Source organism: Blautia sp. AF14-40 (assembly GCF_003479665.1).
Taxonomy (GTDB): domain Bacteria; phylum Bacillota; class Clostridia; order Lachnospirales; family Lachnospiraceae; genus Fusicatenibacter; species Fusicatenibacter saccharivorans.
Map to the genome: position 1 here is coordinate 1 of NZ_QUHK01000032.1, position 25,425 is coordinate 25,425.

Here is a 25,425-nt window from a genome sequence, read left to right on the forward strand (position 1 = left end):
TCCACGCGGAAAACTGCCATAGCTTCATCAACTCCTTTGCTGCATATTTGTTACGCAGTAGAACAGCGATTTTGAGGGTTTAGGTATCAATCCCTTACCCGGTGAAAACCGCACCCGCAAAGCCTTGTGTAGTAAGGCTCTTTTTGTCCCTACTGCGTAACATGAGGGTAAAAAAATAGCGGCGTTCCTTGTTTCCCGGTTGGGATAAGGTAACGCCGCCTGTGCGGTACGTTATTCTGTTTGGAGGGGGCTTGTCCTATCTGTTTTGGCAAGTTGTCCTTATAAGAACGTAGCCGGAAAAAACTTGTCCTACAAAAAATGTAGTGTTTATAGGGGTTTCCGGCTTTGTTGTTCTTATGCAGTCGTACCATCCGCAGCGAGGTCTTCGAACAAATCTGTCAAAGGATCACCTTTCGACTGGAACTCACAAGAATTAAACGGAACTCCGCCAGCCGCCTGCGGCCAGATGCCAGTTGTGTGGTCTACATAGTAATTGGCAAAACCAGAGTTCTGAATTTCTTCCAGAGAAAGATTGCAGGTGAGCTGATGAACGATCGTTGAAACCATCTCAAGGTGTGCGAGTTCTTCTGTCCCAACATCATTCAACACCCCCGCTACAATTCGGTTCGGTGCTGTGAAACGCTGAGAGAGATACCGCATGGATGCGCCCATCTCTCCATCCGGTCCACCGTACTGACTCATGATAATTTGGGCGATTTTAGGGTTTGGTGTCGTGATGTTTACAGGATACTCGAGGCGTTTTTCATAATTCCACATCCGTCAGCACCCTCCTTTCCGGTTGACTTCCCACGGCCATGGCTGCATAACCCATTCGAAAGAACGGCTCATGCGGTCGTTGGCGGTATCGATCGTGAGCGGGCCGTACTGTTCGGCGTACTGTTTCAGTGCTTCTTTTCGAAGCTCCACTTTTTCCCGGAAAAAGGCAAGTGCATCTTCATCCTCCGGGTGGGTGTCGAGGTAAAGGTTCATTTCAACAACAGCAAAGCTGACCTGATCAATCCATGCGAGCAGCTTTTCACGGGATGGCATCTGCGGCATCATAGGCACTCTCCTCCTCCCTTTCCACAGAATGGTTTACAGAGTTCCGGAAATAAGGTTCCATTTTTTAATGCAGCGGAAAGATCATAGATCTGTTCAAACCGCTGCATCGGAACGTACGCCATTGCAGGTATCATATGATCTACATGCTGCATTTTCCGCGGGAAATTCCTTGGTTCCATCTTCAGTTCCATATTGTTTGAAGCGGCGCGGCGGTTCTGCATATTGTTCGCACCGCAGCAGCCGCGATTCATACGGGATGAATCCATACCATGTTCCTCTTTCATTTTCTGTTCTTTATAGAGTATGAAGAAAATAAGAAAGTGTCAAAAAAGGCAGCGGTTTCTCTTCCGCTGCCTTTCTGTCATACTAATGAAATTTTCATCAAAACTGCATCTCATACAAATGCGCATAAATCCCGCCCTTCGCGAGCAGTTCCTTATGTGTGCCTTCCTCCGCAATTCCATTCTCCGTCAGCACCAGAATCCGCTTTGCATTCCGGATTGTGGACAGCCGGTGCGCAATCACGAAGGTTGTCCTGTCTTTCGCCAGAAGTTCCAAAGATTTCTGGACGACTTTTTCGCTTTCGTTGTCGAGCGCTGAGGTTGCCTCGTCGAAAATCAGGATCGGCGGGTTTTTGAGGAATACGCGGGCGATAGAAAGCCGTTGTTTCTGGCCACCGGAAAGTTTTACGCCGCGCTGGCCGATATCGGTGTCGTAGCCGTCCGCCAGCTCCATGATAAATTCATGTGCATTGGCCGCTTTCGCTGCGCGGATGACCTCCTCGTCGGTCGCATCCGGTCTGCCATAGCGGATGTTGTCGATGATCGTTCCCGCAAACAGATACACATCCTGCTGCACAATACCGATCTCATCGCGCAGATCCTTCAATTTCACATCGCGGATATCCTTTCCATCCAGCAGAATCCTTCCTTCTGTCACATCGTAAAAACGCGGAAGCAGAGAACAGAGTGTCGTCTTTCCGGCGCCGGAGCTGCCGACCAGTGCCACATAGTCGCCGGCCGGGACATGCAGATTCACATTGCTTAACACGTTTTCCTTCGACTCCTCATAATGGAACGAAACGTTTTCAAAGGTTACTTCTCCCTGCACATTCTTCAGTGGCAGTGCATCCGGCTTGTCCTGGATGTCCGGTGCGATGCTCATAATTTCCAGGAAACGTTCGTAACCGGAATAACCATTCTGGAACTGCTCCGTAAAGTTCACCAGCTTTTTCACCGGATCTGTACAGTTGTTGATGTACAGAAGAAAGGTAACCAGATCCGCCGCCCCAAGCTTCCCACCTGTCATCAGCAATGCGCCGACAATCAGCGAAATAACGGTAATCAGCGTCGAAAAGGCTCCCATTCCCGAATTGTAAATTCCCATATAGCGGTAGCTGACCTTCTTCGAATCGACAAAACGGTCATTTCCCGCATTGAACTTACGCATCTCCTCTGTCTCATTTCCAAACGATTTGACAACACGGATCCCCGAAAGGCTGTCCTCGATCTGACTATTGATATCCGCAATTCTGCGGCGGTTTTCCTTGAATGCACTCTTCATGCGGCTGTTCATTACCAAGGCAAACAGCAGCATCACCACAATAACCACAAGCGGCACACATGCCAGCATCGGATTTACCACAAACAGGATAATCATCGCGCCGATCAGTTTGATAAACGAAATGACAATATCCTCCGGCCCATGGTGTAAAAGCTCACTGATATCGAACAGATCGCTTGTGATGCGTGACAGCAGATGGCCGACCTTCTGGTTATCGAAAAAAGCAAACGAAAGCTTCTGATAATGGCCGAAGATCTCGTTCCGCATATCATGCTCAATCCGCGCCCCCATCACATGGCCGTAATAGGCAATATAAAAGTTACAGTACATTTCAACCAGAACCATAGCAATCATCAGAATACCAAGGCGGATAATCTCACCCGTTGCCTGCTCCAGCGGCTTTTCCACAACCGTACTCGTAATATACCGTACAATCAGTGGAATCACCAGTGTAATGGCTGCTCCAAGCATTGCAAAAAACATGTCGGTAAAAAACAATCCCTTATATGGAATGTAATACCGCGCCAGCTGGCGGATTCTTCTCTTCTCTTTTCCGGTTTCTTTTTCTTTACTCATCCTGTCCTCCCTTTCCGTTGGAAACCATTTTGTAATCTTTTCGGAACTCAGACGGTGATACGCCGCATGCCGTTTTAAATGATTTCATGAAATGCTTATCATTTTCAAATCCAACCTGTTTGGCAATTTCCGTAATTTTATCTTCTGTTTGAATCAACAGACGCTTTGCCTCCGCAATGCGGATCTCCTTCAGATAGTTCACAAAATTCACACCGGTATGTTCTTTAAACGCTGCTGAAAACAGCGAATAATTCATACAAATATGGTTAGATACCATTGCCATATTCAGATCTTTTGCATAATTTTCCCGAATATATGAAATTGCCTCTTCCATTTTTTCTTTTCCGGCTGTCTGACTTTTCAGGCTTTCCCTGTAAACGTGTATCCATTCTTCAAACGCATCCAGAAACAGATCTGCATCACGGTACTGCAGAGGACGCGGACATTTTTCCTGTTTTTCCGGCATGCGGTAAAAAAGATCCAGTTCTTTGCAGATTGCTTCCGTCACTGTCAGAAGCTGATAGGGGGAGACCCTCTGATGCGCCGCCTCAAAATACCAGTTCCGCATTTTTCGCAGCACAGTATCTGCCCGGTCCGTTGGCACCTGCAGAATAAATTTTTCCTGAAACTGTGCCAGCTCCGGCTTTTCCTCAAAACATTTTTTCTGATATTCTTCCACAGGATTTTTCTGTATAAATGCCATTTCCCGGGCCAGCAGTGCTTCCTGGTATGCCTCTGGAATTTCCATCACAGAACGATGTTCTTTTCCCACTCCGAGACAAAATCTCTCATCTTTTTCTTTCATGATCCGCTCTGCCTCCGGTTCCGGCAGAAGATACAGAACTCCTCCTTCTACGCCTTCCAGCAGAATTCCGCTGCATTTCGAAAACCGTTCCCCATTTGCCTTGCTGGTCAGCAGGATCCGGAAGCTGTCGTTTCCGATGTGGCGCCGGATCCTGCTTTCCATATCCATCCATTCTTTTTCTTCGGCCATTTCTGCATTCATCATCAGATAACGGAGCTGATTTAAAAAGCACCGTTCTTCCTCTTCTTCCGTTTCCCGGGTCTCCGAAAGCTCTCGTTCCAGATTTTCCAGAAGCTGTTCTATCGTCTCCCGCTTGATCGGTTTTAAAATATAGTCCCGAACTCCATGTTTCATCATTTCAACCGCATAGGAAAATTCATCATAGCCACTTAAAACAATAACAACAGGTTTCTGTGACAGCTCCTCCATTTTGTTGACCAGTGTCAGACCGTCCATTTTGGGCATACGGATATCAGTGAACATGACGTCCACCCTCTGTTTTCTCAAAATCTCCAATGCCTCTTCTCCGTTTCGACACTCCAGAATCTCCTCCACCGGCACGCTGCTTCGCCGGATCATCGCCACGATTCCCTGTCGAATCAATTTTTCATCTTCTACAACCAGCAGTGTATTCATTTTCTTTTTCTTCCTCTTTCTCGTCACCCTCTTGATCCATCGGAGAATATTTCCCCCTCGTGATGGGAAGATGAATGCTCACCTTCGTATAGCAATGCTCTTTTGTATAAACTGACAGTCCATACTCTGTTCCAAATTGAATGTGGATTCTGTCCTGTACATTCCGAAGCCCGATTCCATGTTTCGGCTGTGTATCTGAATTCAGGCGCATTCTTAGTTTACGTCTCAGAATTGCAAGCTGCTTTTCTGACATGCCTATTCCGGAATCTGTGATTTCAATCTCAAAGCTCTTTTCATGCTCTATTCCTTTGATTTCAATGACGGCGTCTGCATCCAGCTCCTCAATTCCATGTGTGATTGCATTTTCCACAATCGGCTGAAGAGACATCTTGGGGATATCCTGCCGATACAAATTTTCCGGTATCTGAACAGATAATGTAATTGTGAAATCATACCGCAGATTCATCAGTTCCACATAGTTCTGAATATAATTCATCTCATCCTGAACGGTTACCAGAAATTTATTCCAGCGCATATTGTAGTGCAGCATTTCACCAAGTGCTGTTACCGCATCGGAAATCGTATACTCTTCATCAATCTCAGCCATCATCTTAATGGATTCCAGAACATTATAAATAAAATGAGCGTTAATCTGGTTCTGCATTGCCCGGATTGCCGTATCTTTCAGCGCTGCCTCCCTTTTGATGCTTTCCTCGTTCTGTTTCTGAATTCTCTCCAGCATTCCGTTGATACCATAGCTCATTTCCCGCATCTCTTCTGCGCTGTAACAAACCTTTATCTTTGTTGTTCCATTGTCAATCTGACGCATCTCACACAGGACGTCATAAAACTCCTTCAGCAGGCCACGCACAATCAGATTGACCACCACAATCAGAAGCAGCCCGAAGCCGGCAAATTCAAGCAGCATTCTCTGCTGCTGTTTGATCATGTTTCCGGTTGCATCATCCAAATTGGTCAGTGTTACAAACATTCCATTGAGTTTATCGACTTTCCGAAGCACAATTGCAACGTTTTTCCGGTCAATCACCGCGCTCTGCTGACTCTCTTTTCTGTCACGGATTCCTGCCCGGAACAGAATCAGCCCCCGATAGGACTGCCATTTGCAGGCTGCCGCTGTTTTTCCGCAGTCATATAAATTCCAATTTTCATCAACAAAGCAGGCCCAGCTGCTGTCACCGGATCGATAAATTTCGGGAAATATGTCTGCCATACGCATGGATACCTCGATCACGCCAAGCCTTCCTCCGCTTTGATCCCGCAGTTCCCGTACATAAGTCATCAAATGGGAACCTTCTTTTTTTGTACCGGAGATAATATTTTTTTCCTGTATGTCAAAAAACCACTGTCCTCCGCCCTGATAGCTTCGGTACCAGGCGCAGTTTTTCATCTTTTCCTTCTGGTACAGGATCGGCTGCTGCTCCAGAAAACCATCTGCCATGGCAAAAATATGGATCTGGTACAGATCTGGCATTGCCTCCTGCATTTTATCGATTATGCTGATGCTGTTGTTTCGAAATTGCTGATAATAGCTCTCCGAGATCTCCTCTCCCCTCCTGAGATGAAGAAGATATTTTTCCAACGGTTCATACTCCTGCAGCGTATCTACAACCATTGAGCAGGCATTCGCTTTTGCATTCACCTCCGCACAGGTAAGATCTATTGCCGTTACTGCTTCATTTACCCCATGATCTATGGCATTCTTTTTGATACTCCTAAACCCAAAGCACATCATGCCAAAAAGCGGAATAAAAATAAAGATCAACGTTGTTACGGTAAATTTTTCGTTCAGTTTCAGTCCGCGAAACCAGTTTCGCATTTTTCATCCCCCAGTTTTCTTTTCGGTTCTGTAACCTTACTAATTTTACCAGTTTTTTCTTTAAAAAGCAATTTTTTCAGAAAAATTATTGACAAAAAGAGAAGACGGTACACTTTTTTTCCGTGCACCGTCTCTCTTTTCGCAAGACTCATATATGACGCAAAGCATGATTCCAGGGAAACAGCTTTCGTACCATTGTTATACTGTTGTCAGATCCCACGGTTCATAAATCTTTGGAACATCGCTGATCAGACGTTTGGTATACGCTGCTGTCGGGTGAAGAATTACTTCTTCTGCCGGTCCCGATTCCACAAATTTTCCATGCTCCATAATATAAACATTATCGGATACATAGTAAGCAAGACCAATATCGTGGGTGATGAAGATAATCGTCATATTAATCTCATCACGCAACTTCAGCAGCATATCCAGGATCGTTGCACGTGAGCAGGCATCAATCATAGACGTCGGCTCATCGGCAAGCAGAATCTTTGGTTTCAGAAGGAAAATACGTGCAATCATCAGTCGCTGCATCTGGCCTCCTGACAGCTCAAATGGATATTTGTTTGTCAGTTCTGCGTATTTTAAGTTTACAAAGCTGCAGGCCTCTGTCATCAGACGTTCTTTTTCTTCTTTCGGCAGATTCTTGTCACCGCGCATATTAATGCAATCCAGCAGAACAGAATCTACACGTTTAAACATATTGTAGGAAGCAAACGGATCCTGGAAAATCGCCTGAATTCCCTTCCAGTACTCTTTTTTCTTCTTTCCGTTCGAGATGTCTCTTGGTTTACCCTGGAAATCAATTTCACCTTCCGTTACGCTGATCAGCCCGAGCAACATCTTCGAAAGGGTTGTTTTTCCGGATCCGGATTCTCCTACGATAGAAACAAATTCACCTTCATGAAAATCGAAATCAACATGGTCTACAGCGACCGTTTTTGCATCGCCAAAGCCAAACACTTTCGTTACGCCTCTTCCGGAGAGGCATGGTTTTAATTCTTTACCATCACGCATTTGCATACACCTCCCGAACCTTTCTCTCAGACATCAGGCAGCGGTACTCTCTTCCGTTCGGCAGTTCGATGACCTCTGGTTTCATACCGCGGCAGGTTGGCTGTGCATAAGGACAGCGGTCTGCGAAACGGCAGCCCTCCGGCGGATGCTTCAGGTTTGGCGGAGTTCCCGGAATTGCAGTCAGCTTCTGTTCTCTTACACCTTCCTCCGGAACGATGATCGATCCCATCAGACCTTTGGAATATGGATGCAGCGGATCGAATACCATTTCTTTTGCGGTACCTTTTTCTACAATCTGTCCAGCATACATAACCATAATATCATCGGTTACGTTGTAAAGAAGCGGCAGCTCGTGTGTGATGAAGATCATGGATTTGATAAATCCTTTTTCCATCAGATCACGCATCATTTTAATAACCATTTTCTGGGAAGTTACATCCAGCGCGGACGATGGCTCATCGGCGATCAGTACCTTCGGAGAAAGAATGGTCGAAATTGCGATAACGGTTCTCTGTTTCATACCTCCGGAAAGCTCAACCGCATGCTTCTGCAGTACCTCCTCCGGCAGGCCTAAGATCTGAAAACGTTCTTTTGCCAGATCATAAATATCCTTTCTCGGCATTTTCGGATCATGCGCATGAATAACGTCTTCTACAAATCGGATGATTTTCTGTGTCGGGTTCAGAGCATTCATTGCTGCCTGCGGAATGTAGGCGATCTCATTGCCCAGAATATTTTTCCGGACATCGTCTGGTTTCATTCCGGAAATTTTTCTTCCATCTACGATAATATCGCCGCTGATGTAGTGAAGCGGTGCGAAATAATAGCCCATCAGGGACAGTGCCAGCGTCGATTTACCACAGCCGGACTCACCTGCTACACCGAGGGATTTTCCCTCCTCAATCTTCAGGGAGACTCCGTCTACGGCGTATACATCTTCATGAAAACGAGTTACATATTTCGTTTTCAGATTGTTTACTTCCAGCATTACTTTTCCCATAGCTGCCTCCTTAGTCTCTTAACTGCGGGTTGAATACCTGGTCAAGACCGGTGTTCATCAGGTTAAGAGAGAATGAAATAAGTGCGATTACAAGAATGACTGGGAAATATGCCCACCATGCACCGTTTAAGTGTGCATTGTACTGGGTTGCCCATTGCATCATAAGACCAAGTGTTGCAGTCTTTGTGGTTGCCGGTCCAAGTCCGATCATAGAAAGCTGTGCCTCTGCCAGAATTCCGGAGGAAATCTGGAGAATGAAGGCCATAACAACGTAGGATGCAACGTACGGAAGGATGTCGGTAAGGACAATCCGCAGCATGCTGTGGCCGGACAGTTTGGAAAGGTTTACATGGTCACGGTTTCGAAGAGAAATAACCTGGGAACGTACAGAACGTGTTGTCCACGGCCATGCGGTAATTCCGATCAGGAGTGCCACCATCATGATTCCCCTCTGAGACTCACCTACGCTGTAGGAGATGAGGATCAAGAGAACGAAGGATGGGATAACGGTGAACAAGTTGGTAAAGAACAGAATCAGGTTGTCCACAAAACCTCCAAGGTAACCTGCAAGAAGTCCGAGGAACAGTCCGATCACGGTTGCAATGATTCCCGCAACCAGACCAATTTTCAGGGATGAACCTGTTGCAGAGATCAGCTCAGTCAAAACATCACGACCAAAGTTATCTGTACCAAGCACGAAAGTCTGGCGGTTAATAACATCTTTTTCATTGATGTACTGCTTGCTGTCGATGCTCTGAACCTCTTCCAGCTCACCGGTCTCTTCATTTTTCTCGGCAATAATAGTTGGAACATCTTCTAAAATACCATCGATCTCTTTGTCAAGACGCTGATATTTTTTCTTTTTTGCTGCGATAAGGCCTTTCTGTTCTGCATTTGGGTCATATTTTTCCTCCCAGAGAGCAATCAGACCTTCTGCATCGGTAACATCGATTTCACTGGCATCTACACCGCCGTATTTTTCCAGCCATTCTGCCATCATAGAACGGTTGTCCATTGTCAGTTTGCTTTCAACGATGGATGCGGTTGCATCAACATTCATCTTATACGTTTTGCCGGAATTTACGGTGTCCTGAATCGAAAGATAGGTACCCGGTTTGAAAAAGTTTCCGTTTCCGATCATTGCCAGCGGATCTTTTGCCACAACAAGCGGATAGATGATAATAGTCAGGAGAATTGCCAAGAAGATTACAAATCCTGTCACGAATTTTCCTGAATGAAAAATCTGTTTGATTGTATTTTTCATAGCGTATTCTCCTTTCTAATCCTGCTGGGATGCTTTGACACGTGGGTCAATGACTGCATACAGAAGTTCAACAAGCAGGTTGGCCAGCAGAACCATGATAGTAATGATTAACGTACAGGCAGAAAGCAGCGGATAATCCTGGCCGGTAACTGCTGAGAGCATCGTTGTTCCAAGTCCCGGATAACTGAATACCATCTCAGCTACCAGGTTACCGCCTATCATGGTACCAAGGGACATTGCAAGACCGGTGATCTGCGGAAGCATTGCGTTACGGAACACATATTTCACAATCGTATGATCCTTGATTCCAAGGAAACGACTGTATTTTACATAGTCGGCATTCAATTCATAAATTGACATTGAACGCATACCAATAGCCTGGCCGCCGATCGTGATGATTACGATAGACCAGAACGGCAACTGGTAATGTGAAAGTACAGATTTCATAAAAGCAAGGCTCATATGCGGAATCATACTGCTCGCATAGCCGCCTGCTGCAGGTGCAATATGTAATTTCAGTGAGAAAACAAATAAAAGTACGGTTGCCATACCAAAGGCAGGTACGTTACTGATAAACAGGAATGCCGGAAGGATTGCCTTGTCGAAAACACCTTTCATGTAAGCTGCAATTGCACCAAGCAGGTTACCAAGAATCCATCCAACAATAATGGCCGGAAGCTGTAAACATATGGTCCACAGAACCGAACTGGAAATAATATCGGATACGGTACGCGGATACTGGCTGAAAGAAATGCCGAAATCACCGCGAAGTGCATTTTTTACCCAGGTAAAAAACTGGACATACATTGGTTTGTTAATACCAAATTTCGCTGCATAGTCTTCATATACTTTCTGAATTGCAGTCGCATCGGTCATACCTTCTACCGATTTGGACGCAATAGTTGAAACCGGATCGCCCGGCATCAGACGCGGAAGAATGAAGTTCAGCAGCACTGCAAAGACTAACGTCAAAAGATACCACATGATCTTCTGCGTATAATACTTTTTCATTCCTTTCATAGAGGAACCCTCCTTCTGATTTTGCAAAAGCGGCCGGAGCACCCCGGCTCCGGCCGCCTCTGTTACAATTCAGTGTGTGCTTTCTTTCTGTTTGGCAAATCAGCCGTCAATCAGTTCCAGATTGTACAGTGCTGCTACGCCATAACCATCGGTGCAGTCCATCGGAGGAACATTGGTTCCATCGTCTTTCTGCGGATAGTTGGTCCATACGGACTCGTTTACTTCGTGGAATACCTGCGGTCTGTACATCAACGGTACACACGGGCAATCTTCCAGCATAATCTTGGAAAGTTCTGTATAGTAATCTTTCAGTTTTGCATCATCGGTCTCATGAGGAATTGCTGCAAGGATTTCATCTACACGGTCGTTCTGATAATGACCGAAGTTACCACTGAAGTTAACCTCAAGATCGTTGTAATCAGAGCTCATGAAGAAACGGCATCTCATGTACGGGTTGGCAACTGATGTACCAGGACCGGACTGCATGGTGATTTCGAAGTTTCCGGTGCTGTAATCGGTGCTAAAGTTTGCTGCTTCCGGGAAGTAGGTCTCAATGTTGATACCAATATTCTTTCCTGCTGCTGCTACGATTTCAAGGGTTGCATTCCAGTCAGACCATCCTGTCGGGCACTCAGCCTTATAGGAAAGGTTCTTTCCGTTGTACTCACGGATTCCGTCTCCGTCGGTGTCTACGATTCCGGCATCGTCCAGAAGCTTCTTAGCACCTTCTACATCGGCATTGGACCACTGATACTCTTTTAAGGCATCCTGATCCACCATAGCCTGCTCAGCATCGGTCGGGTTCATGACAGAACGCGGAACATCTGCGAAAGTAGGAGACTGTCCGGACATTGCTGAAGAAATAACCTGATCGTAGTCAACTGCCATAGCGATTGCCTTACGAACAGCTACCTGATCCAGTCCTTCTACTTCTGTATTAAAGAACAGGGTAGGCATTGTCATACACAGCTGATACGGTGCTTCATCAACATAGGTAGAAACCGGAAGATCCTGCTCTAACCACAATTTCTGAAGGTCTGTGATGAATATCTGTGCCACATCAATATCACCATTCTGGAATGCGGTGGTAGCTGCTGCGTTATCTTTAAAGATCGGGTGAGAAATATATTTCGGAACCGGAAGCTTACCCCACATGGAATCTGCCTGTCCCCAATAATTATCATCGCGGATCAGAACTACGTTCTGGTCATTGTCAAAGTATTTTTTGTACGGTCCGGAAGTTACCAGATCGTCCATCTTATCCATTTTAATTGCTTCAGCATCGTTGTTGTTTCTGTCAGCTACGGTCTTTAAATAATTTTCCTGCATGATGTAGAGCATCGGCAGATATCTTTCCGCAAGAACCGGGTTAACTGCTTCGCCGGAGTCATCGGTTGTCAGTTTGAAGACTACGGTACTGTCATCCTGTGCAACAACATCTGCAATGTAGCTCTTCATTTCAGCGCCGGTAGAAGAATTGTAATCTACATGTGCATGATAGGTAGCTGCTACATCTTTTGCAGTAACCGGTGTGCCGTCATTCCATTTTGCGTCAGCTTTGATTTTCACTGTGATCTCGGTACGATTGTCGTTCCATACTGGATCTCCGTCTGCAAGCAACGGATACATTTTTGCATCCAGTGGATTCCACATATAAAGAGTTTCATAAACAAGTACACGTGAAGCATCGCCCTGTGCTATAACCATTGCATTGTTTGAGTTTGCGGACATTGGGTTGTAATCGTTGACGGTACCCCACTGCTGTCCTGCGAAGTAAAGAGTTTCATTTCTTGGAAGCTCTCCTACCACATCATCTGAACCTGTGGTATCTTCGCTGGAAGCATCTGCTGTGCTGGAAGATGCTGCTGTGGCATCGCTTGATGCATCTGCTGTTCCGCTGGAGGATGCTGTTGCTCCTCCGGATGAACCGGTGCTTGTACTTCCGCTGTCTCCACATCCAGCAAGCATCGTTCCTGCCATTGTCACTGTCATTAACAGTGCAAGGACTTTCATGTTACGCTTTTTCATACTTTTTACCTCCTTAAGGTTTTCGTTCTTGCTTGATGAGTTCATTATACACAAAGGCTGTTAGAAAAACAGTGTCTATTTTTTGTTTTTGGTGTTCTTTTTTTGTTTTGTGTTGGTTGAATTGCTCGTTTTTCCCTTTTTAATCTCCTTTGTTCTGCTCATTTTTCACATATCCATTTTCGCAATATCTGCACTGTTTCGTCATTATGATTATTTGTACCATTTTTCCGTCTTTTCCGACATTTTTCCGTTCGCTTTTTCCATCTGTTTGTGCTATGATGAATATCGTATCAATTTCAGGAGGTTTTTTCTATTATGAATACTGTTTCTCATAAGTACCGACAGTCAGCGCTTCTGCTTCTGACCGCTGCGATCTGGGGTTCTGCCTTTGTCGCACAGCAGACCGGCATGGATTATGTCGGACCTTTTACATTCAACGCGGCACGAAACCTGCTCGGCGGACTTACGCTTCTTCCGCTGATTGTCTTTTTCTCCTCGTGTAAAAAGCGAACCCTACCTCCAGATGCTTCGTCAGAAAATGGCACACAGTCAAAAACGCTCTGGGCGGGCGGTATTCTCTGCGGCATCGCACTGTTTGCCGCCTCAGCTCTGCAACAGATCGGCATTCAGTACACAACCGTCGGAAAGGCCGGTTTTATCACCGCACTTTACATCGTCCTTGTTCCGGTCTGCGGCCTGTTCCTCCGAAAACGAGTACAACCGAAGGTCTGGCTCGCAGTTCTCATTGCCGTTGCCGGTCTCTATCTGCTCTGCATGACAGACGGATCCTTCTCTTTGCAGAAGGGCGATCTTCTTGTGCTTGCCTGTGCTCTCGGATTTACCATACATATTCTAGTTATTGATCATTTTTCTCCGCTTGTCGACGGCATCAAAATGTCCTGCATTCAGTTTTTTACCTGTTCGATCCTGTCAGCTGTCTGTATGGCCCTCTTTGAAACCGTAAACGTTTCCAACCTTCTGCACGCCTGGATACCGATTCTCTATGCCGGATTTCTCTCTTCTGGTGTCGGCTATACCCTGCAGATTATCGGGCAGAAAGGATTAAATCCCACCATGGCTTCTCTGCTGATGAGCCTGGAATCCGTTTTTTCCGTTCTCGCCGGTTGGATTTTCCTTCATCAGGCACTCTCCGGTCGCGAGCTCTCCGGCTGTATTCTGATGTTTGCAGCGATCGTGCTGGTACAGCTTCCGGGCTTTTCCAAAACCAGCGCTGTTTCCTGATGCCATTCCTTTTTCAGTGTAAAAAAGATTCCTGTTTTGCGAGCTTCTTTCTTACGACAGCTTGCTTTGATGACATAATTTCCCTCCGCCGCAGTGTGATCCTGCCCGGAGGGCTTTTTTATGCCTTCCGAAAATTTAACCGAATCTAGTAAGTCCCCTGCTTCCATTTCGAATATCCGCTTGCCCAATATTTTCATAGCATAAAAATACAAAATTCTGCATATTGATTGCAGGATTTTTTAATTCGTGCTACACTGTTTTTATTGTACCAATAAGCACTTATTTTATTAGGAGGTTCTGTCATGCCCGTTTTTGATTTCAGCAATTCCCCGGAAAAAGCAAAAGTTTCCGAATGTACGTATACTGTTTTCCGCACAAATGCACCGTTTACTTCTCCGGATCAGCCGATCCTAATTCTGGATACAAAAGAGAAGGCTTTCCCGCATCATCCCTGTGGTATTTTCACAAACCCATCCAAACGGACCTCGTTTGAATTTAAAAACGAAGAAGAAACCTTCATCGCCGATATTCTCCAGATTGATGCCCGTTTTGTCAGCCTTTTAAAATGGCTCGGTGAAAACCATATCAATGTCCGCCTTTCCGGCACACAAACATCCGACGGTTATGCAGTTTACAAAATCCGCGAGATCGCTTTCGGTGGCGGCGCAAAGCTTTCGGCTGAGGATGGATTTTTACAGTTTATGATTGAGCGTCTCCTCGCCAGCAATGCACCGGAAGAAGAAGTTGAGGATGAGGATCAGGAGGAAACCGGTGACAGCATGAAGCTCACCAGCATCCAATCCATCACTGATTTTATGAACTGTGCCGGAAGAACGCTGCCGGATAATATCCGCCTTTGGGCTCGTCGAAACCTCGCTGTTGCCCGTTCCCACGAAGTCTCTCCCGAAGAACGTCGTCACGCGCAGCGCGCCCTCTCCATGATGATGAATATTCAATGGAAAAGCAACTATTTTGAAGCCATTGATCCAGTGGAAGCACGCCGGATCCTCGATGAAGAACTGTATGGCATGGAACGTGTGAAGCAGAGAATTATCGAAACCATCATTCAGATTAACCGGACTCATACGCTGCCGGCCTATGGTCTGTTACTGATCGGTCCTGCCGGAACCGGAAAATCGCAGATTGCTTATGCCGTTGCGCGTATCTTAAAATTACCGTGGACAACACTCGATATGAGTTCGATTAATGACCCGGAACAGCTGACCGGAAGTTCCCGCATCTACGCAAACGCAAAACCGGGAATCATCATGGATGCTTTTTCCATGGCTGGTGAATCCAACCTCGTCTTTATCATCAATGAGCTCGACAAGGCTGCCTCCGGCAAAGGAAACGGAAACCCGGCAGATGTTCTGCTGACCCTTCTTGATAATCTTGGTTTTACCGATAACTATATCGAATGTATGATCCCGACCGTCGGTGTATACCCGATTGCAACCGCAAACGACAAGAACCAGATCAGTGCTCCGCTGATGTCCCGCTTCGCTGTGATTGAAATTCCGGATTACACACCGGAAGAAAAGAAAATCATTTTCTCCCGCTATGCACTTCCAAAGGTGTTAAAACGTATCGGTATGAAAGAAAAAGAATGCATTCTGACGCCGGAAGGACTCGATGCCGTAATCTCCTGCCACGAAAACACAAGCGGTATTCGTGATCTTGAGCAGGCTGCTGAGCATATCGCAGCAAATGCGTTATATCAGATAGAAGTCAACCATGTTTCCTCTGTTACCTTTGATGCAGAAATGGTACGTGAACTGCTCTTGTCCTGCTGATCTGCCTTATTTTCTATTTTGAAGGCGTATCAGGGTACGGCGAAAACCAGTGACGCAACAATTCACGCTCTGTGGTGCTGAAATTTTTTGCATTATTTTAGAGTGTGCTGTAAAATAGTTTCCTGTCCCATCAGTCTGTACTTTCGGGCAGGAAACTATTTTATTTCTCCAGATATTTTCATAAAAGAAAGCCCCTGACACTTTCATGTCAGGGGCTTCCTTTCGGTCAATTCAGAAAATTTATTTCTGCGGACCAGCGGAAACAAGTGCTTTACCAGCAGCGTTTCCTTCATATTTTGCAAAGTTCTTGATGAATCTTTCAGCCAGATCCAGTGCTTTGGTCTCCCACTCGGAAGCATCAGCATAGGTATCGCGAGGATCCAGGATAGCCGGATCAACGCCCGGAAGTTCAGTCGGAACTTCGAAGTTGAAGTACGGAATAGTCTTCGTCGGAGCTTCGTTGATAGCACCGCTTAAGATTGCATCGATGATTCCACGGGTATCACGGATGGAGATACGTTTTCCGGTTCCGTTCCAGCCTGTGTTAACCAGGTATGCTTTTGCTCCGCTCTTCTCCATTTTCTTAACAAGCTCTTCTGCATATTTGGTTGGGTGCAGCTCCAGGAATGCCTGGCCGAAGCATGCAGAGAAGGTAGGAGTCGGCTCGGTAATTCCGCGCTCGGTTCCTGCAAGTTTTGCAGTAAATCCGGACAGGAAATAGTACTGAGTCTGCTCTGGTGTCAGAACAGATACTGGCGGAAGTACGCCGAATGCATCTGCGGACAGGAAGATAACATTCTTAGCTGCCGGTGCAGAAGAAATCGGGCGAACGATGTTCTCAATGTGGTTGATCGGATAAGATACACGAGTATTCTCGGTTACGCTCTTATCATTGAAGTCGATCTTGCCTGCTGCATCAACGGTAACGTTCTCAAGCAGAGCGTCACGTCTGATTGCATTGTAGATGTCCGGCTCAGACTCTTTGTCCAGGTTGATGACTTTTGCATAGCAGCCGCCCTCGAAGTTGAATACTCCGTTGTCGTCCCAGCCGTGCTCATCATCACCGATCAGAAGACGTTTCGGGTCTGTGGAAAGAGTTGTTTTTCCTGTTCCGGAAAGTCCGAAGAAGATTGCGGTGTTCTCACCGTTCAGGTCTGTGTTTGCAGAGCAGTGCATGGAAGCGATGCCCTTCAGCGGCAGATAGTAGTTCATCATGGAGAACATACCTTTCTTCATCTCTCCGCCGTACCATGTGTTGACGATAACCTGCTCACGGCTTGTGATGTTGAATACTACTGCTGTCTCAGAGTTCAGACCCAGCTCTTTGTAGTTCTCAACTTTTGCTTTGGATGCGTTGTATACGACGAAATCCGGCTCGAAGTTCTCAAGCTCTTCTGCTGTAGGTTTGATGAACATGTTAGTTACGAAATGTGCCTGCCAAGCTACCTCAACGATGAAGCGGATAGCCATACGGGTATCTTTATTTGCGCCGCAGAATGCATCTACAACGAACAGTCTTTTATTGGAGAGCTCTTTTTTGGCGATCTCTTTTACTGCTGCCCATGCTTCCTGGGTTGCCGGATGGTTATCGTTTTTGTACTCATCAGAAGTCCACCATACAGTATCTTTCGAGTTCTCGTCCACAACGATGTATTTGTCTTTCGGTGAACGGCCTGTATAGATACCGGTCATAACGTTAACTGCACCAAGCTCTGTCTCCCGGCCTTTTTCATAGCCTTCCAGCTCTGGTTTTGTCTCTTCCTCAAATAACTGCTCATAAGAAGGGTTGTACACAATTTCTGTGGTACCGGTGATGCCATACTTTGTTAAATCGATCTGTGCCATCTTGTAATTAACCTCTTTCCTTTGATAGTAATACTGCTTCATTCTGCAAAATGCAGAAATTTGAAGGTATCCTTTAGAAGAAACCGGACCAGCCGGCCTCTTCTACTCTAATTATACATAAAAGGCCAAAAAAATCAACTGAAAATCTTCCGTTTTTTTACAGAACGTGTCCCAAAATCTGTAAAAATTTTATAAACTTCGATTTTTCGAAGTTTTCTGACAATTGCATTTTTGTACACTTCATCCTGCAAATTGACATTTTTTGATTTTTTATGTTATAATATTAATAATTATGTTCGGAAAGAAGTTTCTTTATGTATTACGATCTGACCCGCGGGAAAATCTCCCGCTCTCTTATCCTGTTTGCCCTGCCGATGATCGCAGGAAATCTGTTGCAGCAGTTTTACAACATTGCCGACACCCTGATCGTCGGACGCGTTCTCGGAAGCAATGCGCTCGCCGCCGTCGGCTCCTCCTATACGCTGATGACGTTTCTGACTTCCATTTTTCTCGGCCTGTCGATGGGCGCCGGTGCGCTCTTTTCGATTTATCAGGGACGAAAAGATCTTTCTTCTTTAAAACTTTCGATTCTCCACGCGTTTCTGCTGATCCTTGCCGTTACGCTCGTGCTGAATCTCGCTGTTTATGCAGGCATCGAGCCGATCCTTACGTTTCTTCACGTCCCGGATGAAGTCCGTCCCGGCATGCGGACGTATCTTCTGATTATCTTTGCCGGCCTTATTGCAACATCCGTATACAATTTCTTTTCCTGTATGCTGCGCGCGCTCGGAAACTCTTCTGTGCCGCTGATTTTTCTCGCTGTCTCTGCTGTGCTGAACATTGCACTGGATCTGCTCTTTGTCGCTGTACTGCCGTTCGGCATCGCAGGCGCAGCGCTCGCTACGGTTCTTGCGCAGTATGTGTCCGCCGTCGGTATTCTGCTCTATGTGCTGCTCCGCTGCCGCATGTGGCTGCCGTCAAAAAAAGAATGGCGTTTCCGCCATTCCATTTTAAAAGAGATTCTGAATCTTTCTTCGATGACCTGCATTCAGCAGTCGGTCATGAATTTCGGCATTCTAATGGTACAGGGGCTCGTCAACAGCTTCGGTCCGGCGGTCATGGCGGCATTTGCGGCCGCGGTGAAAATTGATACCTTTGCCTATCTGCCGGTGCAGGATTTCGGAAATGCCTACTCCACTTTCACCGCACAGAATTACGGGGCCGGAAATCACGAGCGGATCCGGCGCGGCACGAAAGATGCTTTTGCACTGAGCGCTGCTTTTTCCATCGTCATTTCTCTGCTTGTCAATCTGTTCGCGCATCCGCTGATGCAGATTTTCGTGAAAGCATCAGAAATGGAGGTCATCGCGATCGGCATACAGTACCTGCGGCTGGAAGGCTCGTTCTATCTCGGCATCGGATGGCTGTTTCTGCTGTACGGGTATTACCGCGCTGTCAAACGCGCCGAGATGTCGGTTGTTCTGACCGTCATTTCGCTTGGCATGCGTGTGGCGCTGGCATACCTTTTCTCCGCCACGGCGCTTGGCGTTGCCGGAATCTGGATCGCCATTCCGATCGGCTGGGCACTGGCTGATATGACCGGACTTTTCTTCCTGCGGCGTGCATTCCGATCGCAGAAGCCTGCATAAGTTCCGAATCTTATATCGCAGTACGGTTTTCTGCGGATAAACTGCGGAACTGCCCCGGCGTCTGGTGCATGCGTTCCTGGAAGACGCGGTTAAAATAGCTGATATTTCGGAATCCGCAGTCGCTCGCAATCTTGCTGATCGCCTCCTCGGTGGAAAGCAGCAGCCGGCAGCTCTCGGCAATCCGCAGGTTATTGACATACGTCACGGCGGAAATATGCATAATCGACTTAAAGAAGCGGCAGAAAGCGCTCTCACTCATATGAAACTGGCTCGCCAGTTCCGCGATTTCGAGATCCTCACAGAAATGAGCATTCATGTATGTGAGGATCTCTTTCATTCTGCTGACACGGTAATTCGTCGAGGCATCCGTTTTTCCGCCGTTCTTTTCTGCCGCACTGTAATATCCCTGCCAGATTTTCAGAAGTTCCGCTTTTAACAGCAGCTCCCAGCCCGGTTCTTTTCTTTCCTGCAGATTTCGGATCTCCTGCATGGCCTGTGCCGTTTTTTCTGCAAGGCGTGTCCCCCGCTCTGTCTTGGATGGAAAACGGATCTCGGAGGACAGCACTGGTTCGATATACTGCTGCTGGATCCGGTCAAGCGATGTGCCGGACAGAAAACGCGGCTGGAATACAACGGCAAGAAACGTAAATTCCTGTCCGTCGATTCCCTCTACCTCATGCAGACGGTTTGCATTGACAAAGGCGGTCTCCCCTTCCCGCAGGAGAAAGGTCTCGGTATCCATATGAAAAACAGCTTCGCCCTTTACTGCATAAAAGAGCTCCACTTCCTCATGCCAGTGGCAGTACACCCGCACGGTACTCTGCAGGTCTGTCTCGAAAACGTGAATGCTCAGCGGAAAAAGCTCATCACCGTGGGGCTGTGTTTCTTTTCGGTAATTCATCTGTGAGAGCATATTTTTGTCTCCTCTCTTGTTTTGCTCTGCTGTCCCAATTGTAACACGAACTTTGCGATTCCGGCAAGTTTCCATGTTCTGCCGGCGAATCGCCCTTCCATGACCGTATTTTTCCTTCTTAAATGATAATAATTATCATATTTTATCAGCTTATTGACATTTCTTTTCATCCGCGCTATATTCTAGATACCCCGATAGGGTATGTGATTTCAAATTTTTCATCAAACTCCAGGAATACAGTCCGGCACGCTTTCGTTTCGCTGTATTCCCGGAAGAAAGCAGGTATTGTATGATTAAAACAGTCTTAAAAATTGATGGTATGATGTGCGGCATGTGCGAATCCCATATGAATGATGTAGTCCGCAAGAGCTGCTCTCCAAAGAAAGTAAACTCTTCTGCAAAAAACGGCGAGACCGTTGTCATCAGCGAAGCGCCTCTCGATATTCCGTATCTGAAACAGCAGATCAAGGACATCGGATATGAGCTGGTTTCGTATACGAGTGAGCCGTATGAGAAAAAGGGATTTTTCCATTTCGGACGATAAGCGGATTTCATGCCTTTCCTTTTGCAGTTTGTGCATCGGAAAAAAGCACCGTTTCAGAAGTTTATTTCCTTTTGGAAATCTGCCTCTGAAACGGTGTTTTCTATTTTTTATCTATGATTTGATCAGCCGCAGCAGCATCCGCAGGACGGCGGCGTTTCTTTCTCCTCTTTTTTCGGAGATTCTGCGCCCAGATCGTACCAGGTCGGGTCGATGTCGAATCTGCGGTTGTTTCCAAGATAGATCGGATGGGTCGGGTCTGAGGACAGGTAGGCGCGCTCGGTCGAAACCTTCCACTGTGCATCCCAGTCAATCTTCGGAAGTGCCAGATCGTAGTGTGTGCTGGCGCGGAAGCCGTCTTCCTCTCCCTCAATTCTTCCCTGGCGGATGATGGCTGCAAAATCTGTGTGATGTGCAAATGCCGGAATCTGGTACAGATCTTTTAAGTAATCCGAAACATTTTTCAGATCCTGCACACGGTATTTCACCGGTCCGAGGTAACGGGAATATAAGAGGTCAAAGCGCACAAGGGTAACATAAAGCGCTGCGTCTGCCTCAGTCACAAAGTCTCCTGCCAGGAAACGGGTGGCTCCAAGTGCTGTTTCGAGCTCTTCGAGGGCTCCGTAGAACTGTTTTGCACTTTCTACGTACTGTGCCAGTTCTACGGCATTCAGCATCGTATCAAGCGGCTCGGCGATCTTTTTCTTTACTTCTTCAGAGGCTGCTGTGGACGATTTTGCATTTGCTGTTGGTGACAGCTCCGGTTCGTCCGGCAGTTCGCGGATTTCGGCAAGAATCGTCTGATAATCTTCTTCTCTAGTATCAGCCAGCGGCGGAAGGCTTGCCGGATCTTTCTTCGTCGGCAGTTCCTCCTCGGTATATTTTGCAAATTCTGTGCTTGGGATGGCGTGAATCTTCGCATAGATTGCGGCATCCTCACGGTTCTTTTCTGTTTCAACATCTGCATCGCTACGTGCGGTTCCGGCATCGGTCTCTGCTTTCAGTTTGTGCTCCGGATCACTCGATAAAGCAGAACGATCGTCCACATTGCCCCAAAACTGTGCAAAATCGAGCTGTTTTAAGAAGCGGACATTGAAGCTTCGCTCCACGCTTCCCTTGGCGTCTGCCGGCGGCACGGCAAAATCTGCAAAGAAGGTATTATTTTTGAATGCCGGGATCTCCCACAGCTCTTTTGCGTAGCCCCACAGGTTTTTGTAAGTGTAGAGCGGACGCTTCGTCTCGCCGAGCTGTGCGGTATAGCGGATGTCCAGACGGGCAAGTGTCACGTACAGGCGGATATCGGAATCGGTTACGTAATCACCGAAGATAAAACGATTGGTTTCCAGCCGTTTTTCCAGGCGGTCCATCGCAGCGTAGAAGGTGTTCACACCGTCGAAATGGCCTTCGTTGCTTCTGGAGAAGGAACTGCGGTATACCGCGTTGTTGATATTATCGAAGAGCCAGAGATTCATCTTGTCAATCTCTTCCCGCAGCTCCACCGGATACAGCTCCGGCGCGCCTTTTTTGTGCCATGGGCGGAAGTTGACCTCGAAATAAGTGGTCAGCCAGTTGTAATCGTTGTTGACTACCTTTCCCGTCGTTGTGTCGATCAGCGCCGGAACGGTCGTTCTTCCCTGGTAATCATCATCAGCACGGTAATACGCCTCAGAGAGGAACTGATCACCGAGCACCGGGTCGATGTTGTTTTCATTGTAAACGTATTCCCAGCCAAGGTTTTTCTCATGCGGGGCATGTTCTACCATATTGACGGAAATCTGATCTTCCAGGCCCTCCAGCTCTCTTACGATCGCCGCGCGGTTGGACCAGTGGCACAGCTTTGCCCAGACGAGACGGTATCTCTTATTACCTTCTGCCTTCAGATCGTTTTCACCGTCGCCGAACGGAGTCGTGAAGTGATTCGGCTGTCTGCGGAAATAGCCATTTTTGTCGATCTCCGATACGGTTTCTTTTGGTCTTACGCGGATTTTTCTTCCATTTACAATCTCATAATCATAATTCGCCATTGATTTTCTGCCTCTCTTTCGCGTGTTCTATCGAATGAATTTTCAAATAGGAAAGCTTTTATTTTCCTATTATTTCGCTATGTTTTCTATGCAGTTATCATACCATATCTGTCTGGTTACGTCTAATTGCTAATTTTTTGGAGCGGCTATAGGATTTTCTTATAGTAAAAGGCCAGTGCCGCATTCTCTGCAAATGGGCACTGGCCTTGTTTTCGGCGCTTTTTGTTTTTCAGATTTTTCCTTCCCGGCGCAGATACGCCAGAAAGCCGTTGCATCCCTCCACGACATCGCGGTACGTCGCCTCAAAATCTCCCGTATACCACGGATCCGCAATATCGCGGCCGGAACCGGTGAAGGAAAGAAATTTGTAAACCTTTCCATCCGGATCATTTTTCAGCATCCGGTTCAGATTGCGGATATTCGCAGTATCCATGCCGATGATGTAGTCGGCGCGCTCGTAATCCTTCCACGTAATCTGCTTCGCGTGATGCGGCACGAGCGGAATGTGCTCCTCGCGCAGTTTATTGACTGTCCCATAGTGCGGCGGATTGCCGATCTCCTCACGGCTGGTGGCGAAGCTGTCGATTTCAAAATTGTGGGCAAGGCCGAGGGAATTTACTTTGTGGGTGAATACGCTCTCAGCAAGAGTCGAGCGGCAAATATTGCCGTGGCAAACAAATAGTACTTTAATCATCTTTTCATATCTCCATTTAAGTCTTGTATTTCTTCTCAAACGCTTGATATTTCAGGGTTTTCCGACTTTTGAGTTTTCCTTTCTTTTCAAGGTATCTTCTCAAATCTTCTCGTATTTTCTTATATTTTTCCCTGCAATCTTGGTAAATCCGTTGGTAAAGCAAGCGTCCTTACCAACGGGCTTTTTTAACTATTCGCTATCCGATATACTTCTTCCTTTGCATCATCAAAATTCACATGGGTGTAAGTGTTCAAGGTTACACTGATGTCTGCGTGACCCATGATATACTGCAAGGTTTTCGGATTCATACCGGATTTTGCCATATTAGAGCAAAAGGTGTGCCTGCATACATGAGGGGTAACTTTCGGCATCTGGATGCGATAAATTTTATTATATTTCTGAATAATATGCTCCAGATACTTTTCCCAGTGAAGGGCAACCATCGGCATATCGTTTTTATCCAGAAACAAAAATCCTGCATATCCTTCCACCATCGGTTCAACTTTTGGTGTCTTGCGGTTGGCAATGATTCTGCGAAAACACGCTGCGACAGCTTCCGTCATCGGCACATAGCGGATGCCTTTGTCAGTTTTTGGTTCTTCAATTACATACTGCATCTGTGCAGTACGCTGTAACTGATGGTCTACCTTGATACGCATTTCTCCAAACTCGATTTCTGAAACCGTCAGCCCACAGAACTCTGAGATACGAAGCCCTGTGTGAAAAAGAATATAGATTGCATCATAGTATCTGCTAAAATGTTTATCTTCCTGAATAAACTTTAGCAAATCTCTCTGCTGCTTTCGGGTAATCGCTTCTCTGGTAACAGAATCATTGACAATGACGGATGCAAGCTCAAATTCAAATGGGTTTTTACGAAGCAAATCATCGTCTACCGCCATCTGAAATGCTGGTCTGAGGACTCCCCGGATAGAATGAATGGAACTGTATCCCCGCCCATCAATTTGTTGGAGCTTAATCAACCATGCCTTTGCGTCTGACAAACGCACCTTATCAATTCGCAGATTCCCAAAACTCTCTTTTTTCAGCATATTGATGACCGTTTTATATCCGGCAACCGTATTGTGACGAACTCCTGTTTTCAATGAAACGTACTTTTCTACCAGTTCCAAAACAGTATAGTTGCCACCGTTGGTTACGATACGGTCAAACAAATCCGCTTCAATCTGTTTTTCTTTCTCACGCAGGGAAGGCTCCCGCTTCTTCCCTTTTGGCATTGGGTCATTCTTGTCCAAACGCCAACTGTATACATTTTTCTCTTTTCCGTCCTCATCAATATAGCGGAACCGATACCTCCCATCTTTACGCTGGTACTCGCCCTCTCGCAAAATCCGATTACGGTTATCTCGTCTTTTCTCACTCATCGTGAACTCTCCTTTCAAAAAAGAGAGCCAGACTTGCACTCTTATCATAGCACAAATCCAGCTCTCCGCATAGTTATATCATGTGAAATCGGTAAATCTGTCAGCTCTGTTTACACAGCAGTAGCCTGATCCAGATACCGTTCAAATTTCTCACGCTTAATGAGGGCACGATTGCCGTTCATCACATAAAAATCCTCATTGGGATGTGTGTCAATAAGCGTTCTCAGTTTTCCTTCGCCGATATGATAATATCTGGCTGCTTCCTCAATGGTAAGCGTATATCTACGCCACACCGGAATATCTGAGTAATTATTTCCTTCCATGTTCATCTTATTATTTGCCATAGGCAGTTATCCTCCATACATGAAAACAGCCAGACAGAGGGTGTCGGCAACGAAGTCCGGCAACGGGCTTCAAAAGACCTTGCAAACAATCTCAATCTGGCGATGGTTACTATTTATACTTTTCTTTTATTTTTCTGTTGTTTTGGTTGTTATAAGGGAGAAAAGCCCGGAAATAAGGGATTTCCCC

General features: G+C 46.4%; 21 protein-coding genes and 1 pseudogene. 5 read left to right on the forward strand and 17 right to left on the reverse strand.

The features are described from left to right. Window positions 1–369: 369 nt before the first annotated feature. The 11 genes and pseudogenes from DWW13_RS15640 to DWW13_RS15690 all read right to left on the reverse strand — a co-directional run. Window positions 370–777: pseudogene (locus tag DWW13_RS15640) on the reverse strand (manganese catalase family protein); the annotation flags it as partial. Window positions 778–780: 3 nt separating this feature from the next. After that, window positions 781–1,062 carry a spore coat protein CotJB gene (locus DWW13_RS15645; RefSeq protein WP_022462706.1) on the reverse strand — a complete coding sequence of 94 codons (282 nt, stop codon included), beginning with the start codon at window positions 1,060–1,062 and terminating at the stop codon, window positions 781–783. After that, entirely contained in the window at window positions 1,059–1,328 is a 270-nt protein-coding gene (locus DWW13_RS15650) for a spore coat associated protein CotJA (protein WP_238033462.1), read from the reverse strand. The genes DWW13_RS15645 and DWW13_RS15650 overlap by 4 nt, the downstream gene beginning before the upstream one ends. Window positions 1,329–1,443: 115 nt before the next feature. Next, window positions 1,444–3,201 (reverse strand): ABC transporter ATP-binding protein, encoded by a 1,758-nt coding sequence (locus tag DWW13_RS15655; protein WP_117802568.1) that lies wholly within the window; start codon window positions 3,199–3,201, stop codon window positions 1,444–1,446. After that, a complete protein-coding gene (locus DWW13_RS15660) occupies window positions 3,194–4,642 on the reverse strand; it encodes a response regulator (protein ID WP_055218831.1) in 1,449 nt (482 codons plus the stop codon). The genes DWW13_RS15655 and DWW13_RS15660 overlap by 8 nt, the downstream gene beginning before the upstream one ends. Beyond that, complete coding sequence (locus DWW13_RS15665; RefSeq protein ID WP_118720532.1) at window positions 4,614–6,479, reverse strand: sensor histidine kinase; 1,866 nt, start codon at window positions 6,477–6,479, stop codon at window positions 4,614–4,616. Before DWW13_RS15665 ends, DWW13_RS15660 begins: the two co-directional genes overlap by 29 nt. Window positions 6,480–6,677: 198 nt before the next feature. Continuing rightward, complete coding sequence (locus tag DWW13_RS15670) at window positions 6,678–7,496, reverse strand: ABC transporter ATP-binding protein (RefSeq protein WP_022462701.1); 819 nt, start codon at window positions 7,494–7,496, stop codon at window positions 6,678–6,680. Beyond that, on the reverse strand, window positions 7,489–8,496 hold the full coding sequence (locus DWW13_RS15675; protein ID WP_022462700.1) for an ABC transporter ATP-binding protein: 1,008 nt from the start codon (window positions 8,494–8,496) through the stop codon (window positions 7,489–7,491). The genes DWW13_RS15670 and DWW13_RS15675 overlap by 8 nt, the downstream gene beginning before the upstream one ends. 10 nt (window positions 8,497–8,506) lie before the next feature. Next, window positions 8,507–9,760, reverse strand: coding sequence for an ABC transporter permease (locus DWW13_RS15680; protein ID WP_022462699.1), 1,254 nt, complete (start codon window positions 9,758–9,760; stop codon window positions 8,507–8,509). A 15-nt stretch (window positions 9,761–9,775) separates the two neighbouring features. Then, window positions 9,776–10,780 carry an ABC transporter permease gene (locus tag DWW13_RS15685; RefSeq protein ID WP_022462698.1) on the reverse strand — a complete coding sequence of 335 codons (1,005 nt, stop codon included), beginning with the start codon at window positions 10,778–10,780 and terminating at the stop codon, window positions 9,776–9,778. 99 nt (window positions 10,781–10,879) lie between these two features. Continuing rightward, window positions 10,880–12,808, reverse strand: coding sequence for an ABC transporter substrate-binding protein (locus tag DWW13_RS15690; protein ID WP_158579775.1), 1,929 nt, complete (start codon window positions 12,806–12,808; stop codon window positions 10,880–10,882). A 315-nt stretch (window positions 12,809–13,123) separates the two neighbouring features. On the opposite strand from DWW13_RS15690, the gene DWW13_RS15695 reads away from it, so the two are divergent. Both DWW13_RS15695 and DWW13_RS15700 read left to right on the forward strand, forming a co-directional pair. Then, window positions 13,124–14,050, forward strand: a complete 927-nt coding sequence (locus tag DWW13_RS15695; RefSeq protein WP_055268026.1) for a DMT family transporter — start codon at window positions 13,124–13,126, stop codon at window positions 14,048–14,050. A 302-nt stretch (window positions 14,051–14,352) separates the two neighbouring features. Continuing rightward, entirely contained in the window at window positions 14,353–15,843 is a 1,491-nt protein-coding gene (locus DWW13_RS15700; protein WP_055268024.1) for an AAA family ATPase, read from the forward strand. 240 nt (window positions 15,844–16,083) lie between these two features. Here the strand turns inward: DWW13_RS15700 and pckA are convergent, their stop codons facing one another. After that, entirely contained in the window at window positions 16,084–17,688 is a 1,605-nt protein-coding gene (pckA, locus tag DWW13_RS15705; protein ID WP_118720534.1) for a phosphoenolpyruvate carboxykinase (ATP), read from the reverse strand. Between the two features lie 314 nt (window positions 17,689–18,002). Here pckA and DWW13_RS15710 point away from each other — a divergent pair, with 314 nt between their 5' ends. Then, the gene (locus DWW13_RS15710) at window positions 18,003–19,337 is read left to right on the forward strand and encodes an MATE family efflux transporter (protein WP_118720536.1); all 1,335 of its coding nucleotides are present in this window, start codon (window positions 18,003–18,005) and stop codon (window positions 19,335–19,337) included. A 10-nt stretch (window positions 19,338–19,347) separates the two neighbouring features. Here DWW13_RS15710 and DWW13_RS15715 read toward each other — a convergent pair whose 3' ends face one another. Next, window positions 19,348–20,250, reverse strand: a complete 903-nt coding sequence (locus DWW13_RS15715; RefSeq protein ID WP_055228413.1) for an AraC family transcriptional regulator — start codon at window positions 20,248–20,250, stop codon at window positions 19,348–19,350. 289 nt (window positions 20,251–20,539) lie between these two features. Between DWW13_RS15715 and DWW13_RS15720 the strand changes: the two genes are divergently transcribed. Next, the gene (locus DWW13_RS15720; RefSeq protein WP_022461058.1) at window positions 20,540–20,794 is read left to right on the forward strand and encodes a heavy-metal-associated domain-containing protein; all 255 of its coding nucleotides are present in this window, start codon (window positions 20,540–20,542) and stop codon (window positions 20,792–20,794) included. Window positions 20,795–20,916: 122 nt separating this feature from the next. On the opposite strand, the gene DWW13_RS15725 is transcribed toward DWW13_RS15720, so the two are convergent. The 4 genes from DWW13_RS15725 to DWW13_RS15740 form a co-directional block, all read right to left on the reverse strand. Then, window positions 20,917–22,815 (reverse strand): glutathione S-transferase C-terminal domain-containing protein, encoded by a 1,899-nt coding sequence (locus DWW13_RS15725; RefSeq protein WP_118720538.1) that lies wholly within the window; start codon window positions 22,813–22,815, stop codon window positions 20,917–20,919. A gap of 229 nt (window positions 22,816–23,044) precedes the next feature. Continuing rightward, window positions 23,045–23,509, reverse strand: a complete 465-nt coding sequence (locus tag DWW13_RS15730; RefSeq protein WP_118720540.1) for a low molecular weight protein-tyrosine-phosphatase — start codon at window positions 23,507–23,509, stop codon at window positions 23,045–23,047. A 185-nt stretch (window positions 23,510–23,694) separates the two neighbouring features. Further along, the gene (locus DWW13_RS15735) at window positions 23,695–24,894 is read right to left on the reverse strand and encodes a site-specific integrase (RefSeq protein WP_109216664.1); all 1,200 of its coding nucleotides are present in this window, start codon (window positions 24,892–24,894) and stop codon (window positions 23,695–23,697) included. 110 nt (window positions 24,895–25,004) lie between these two features. Continuing rightward, complete coding sequence (locus tag DWW13_RS15740) at window positions 25,005–25,238, reverse strand: excisionase (RefSeq protein ID WP_055060291.1); 234 nt, start codon at window positions 25,236–25,238, stop codon at window positions 25,005–25,007. On the opposite strand from DWW13_RS15740, the gene DWW13_RS19920 reads away from it, so the two are divergent. Continuing rightward, a partial coding sequence (locus tag DWW13_RS19920; RefSeq protein WP_118720542.1) for a tweety protein occupies window positions 25,227–25,425 on the forward strand: 199 nt, incomplete at its 3' end. The genes DWW13_RS15740 and DWW13_RS19920 overlap by 12 nt on opposite strands.

Coding starts and splice junctions, on each gene's coding strand:
- DWW13_RS15645 (WP_022462706.1), bottom strand. CDS start 1,062: ATGATGCCGCAGATGCCATCCCGTGAAAAGCTGCTCGCATGGATTGAT.
- DWW13_RS15650 (WP_238033462.1), bottom strand. CDS start 1,328: ATGGATTCATCCCGTATGAATCGCGGCTGCTGCGGTGCGAACAATATG.
- DWW13_RS15655 (WP_117802568.1), bottom strand. CDS start 3,201: ATGAGTAAAGAAAAAGAAACCGGAAAAGAGAAGAGAAGAATCCGCCAG.
- DWW13_RS15660 (WP_055218831.1), bottom strand. CDS start 4,642: ATGAATACACTGCTGGTTGTAGAAGATGAAAAATTGATTCGACAGGGA.
- DWW13_RS15665 (WP_118720532.1), bottom strand. CDS start 6,479: ATGCGAAACTGGTTTCGCGGACTGAAACTGAACGAAAAATTTACCGTA.
- DWW13_RS15670 (WP_022462701.1), bottom strand. CDS start 7,496: ATGCGTGATGGTAAAGAATTAAAACCATGCCTCTCCGGAAGAGGCGTA.
- DWW13_RS15675 (WP_022462700.1), bottom strand. CDS start 8,496: ATGGGAAAAGTAATGCTGGAAGTAAACAATCTGAAAACGAAATATGTA.
- DWW13_RS15680 (WP_022462699.1), bottom strand. CDS start 9,760: ATGAAAAATACAATCAAACAGATTTTTCATTCAGGAAAATTCGTGACA.
- DWW13_RS15685 (WP_022462698.1), bottom strand. CDS start 10,780: ATGAAAGGAATGAAAAAGTATTATACGCAGAAGATCATGTGGTATCTT.
- DWW13_RS15690 (WP_158579775.1), bottom strand. CDS start 12,808: ATGAAAAAGCGTAACATGAAAGTCCTTGCACTGTTAATGACAGTGACA.
- DWW13_RS15695 (WP_055268026.1), top strand. CDS start 13,124: ATGAATACTGTTTCTCATAAGTACCGACAGTCAGCGCTTCTGCTTCTG.
- DWW13_RS15700 (WP_055268024.1), top strand. CDS start 14,353: ATGCCCGTTTTTGATTTCAGCAATTCCCCGGAAAAAGCAAAAGTTTCC.
- pckA (WP_118720534.1), bottom strand. CDS start 17,688: ATGGCACAGATCGATTTAACAAAGTATGGCATCACCGGTACCACAGAA.
- DWW13_RS15710 (WP_118720536.1), top strand. CDS start 18,003: ATGTATTACGATCTGACCCGCGGGAAAATCTCCCGCTCTCTTATCCTG.
- DWW13_RS15715 (WP_055228413.1), bottom strand. CDS start 20,250: ATGCTCTCACAGATGAATTACCGAAAAGAAACACAGCCCCACGGTGAT.
- DWW13_RS15720 (WP_022461058.1), top strand. CDS start 20,540: ATGATTAAAACAGTCTTAAAAATTGATGGTATGATGTGCGGCATGTGC.
- DWW13_RS15725 (WP_118720538.1), bottom strand. CDS start 22,815: ATGGCGAATTATGATTATGAGATTGTAAATGGAAGAAAAATCCGCGTA.
- DWW13_RS15730 (WP_118720540.1), bottom strand. CDS start 23,509: ATGATTAAAGTACTATTTGTTTGCCACGGCAATATTTGCCGCTCGACT.
- DWW13_RS15735 (WP_109216664.1), bottom strand. CDS start 24,894: ATGAGTGAGAAAAGACGAGATAACCGTAATCGGATTTTGCGAGAGGGC.
- DWW13_RS15740 (WP_055060291.1), bottom strand. CDS start 25,238: ATGGCAAATAATAAGATGAACATGGAAGGAAATAATTACTCAGATATT.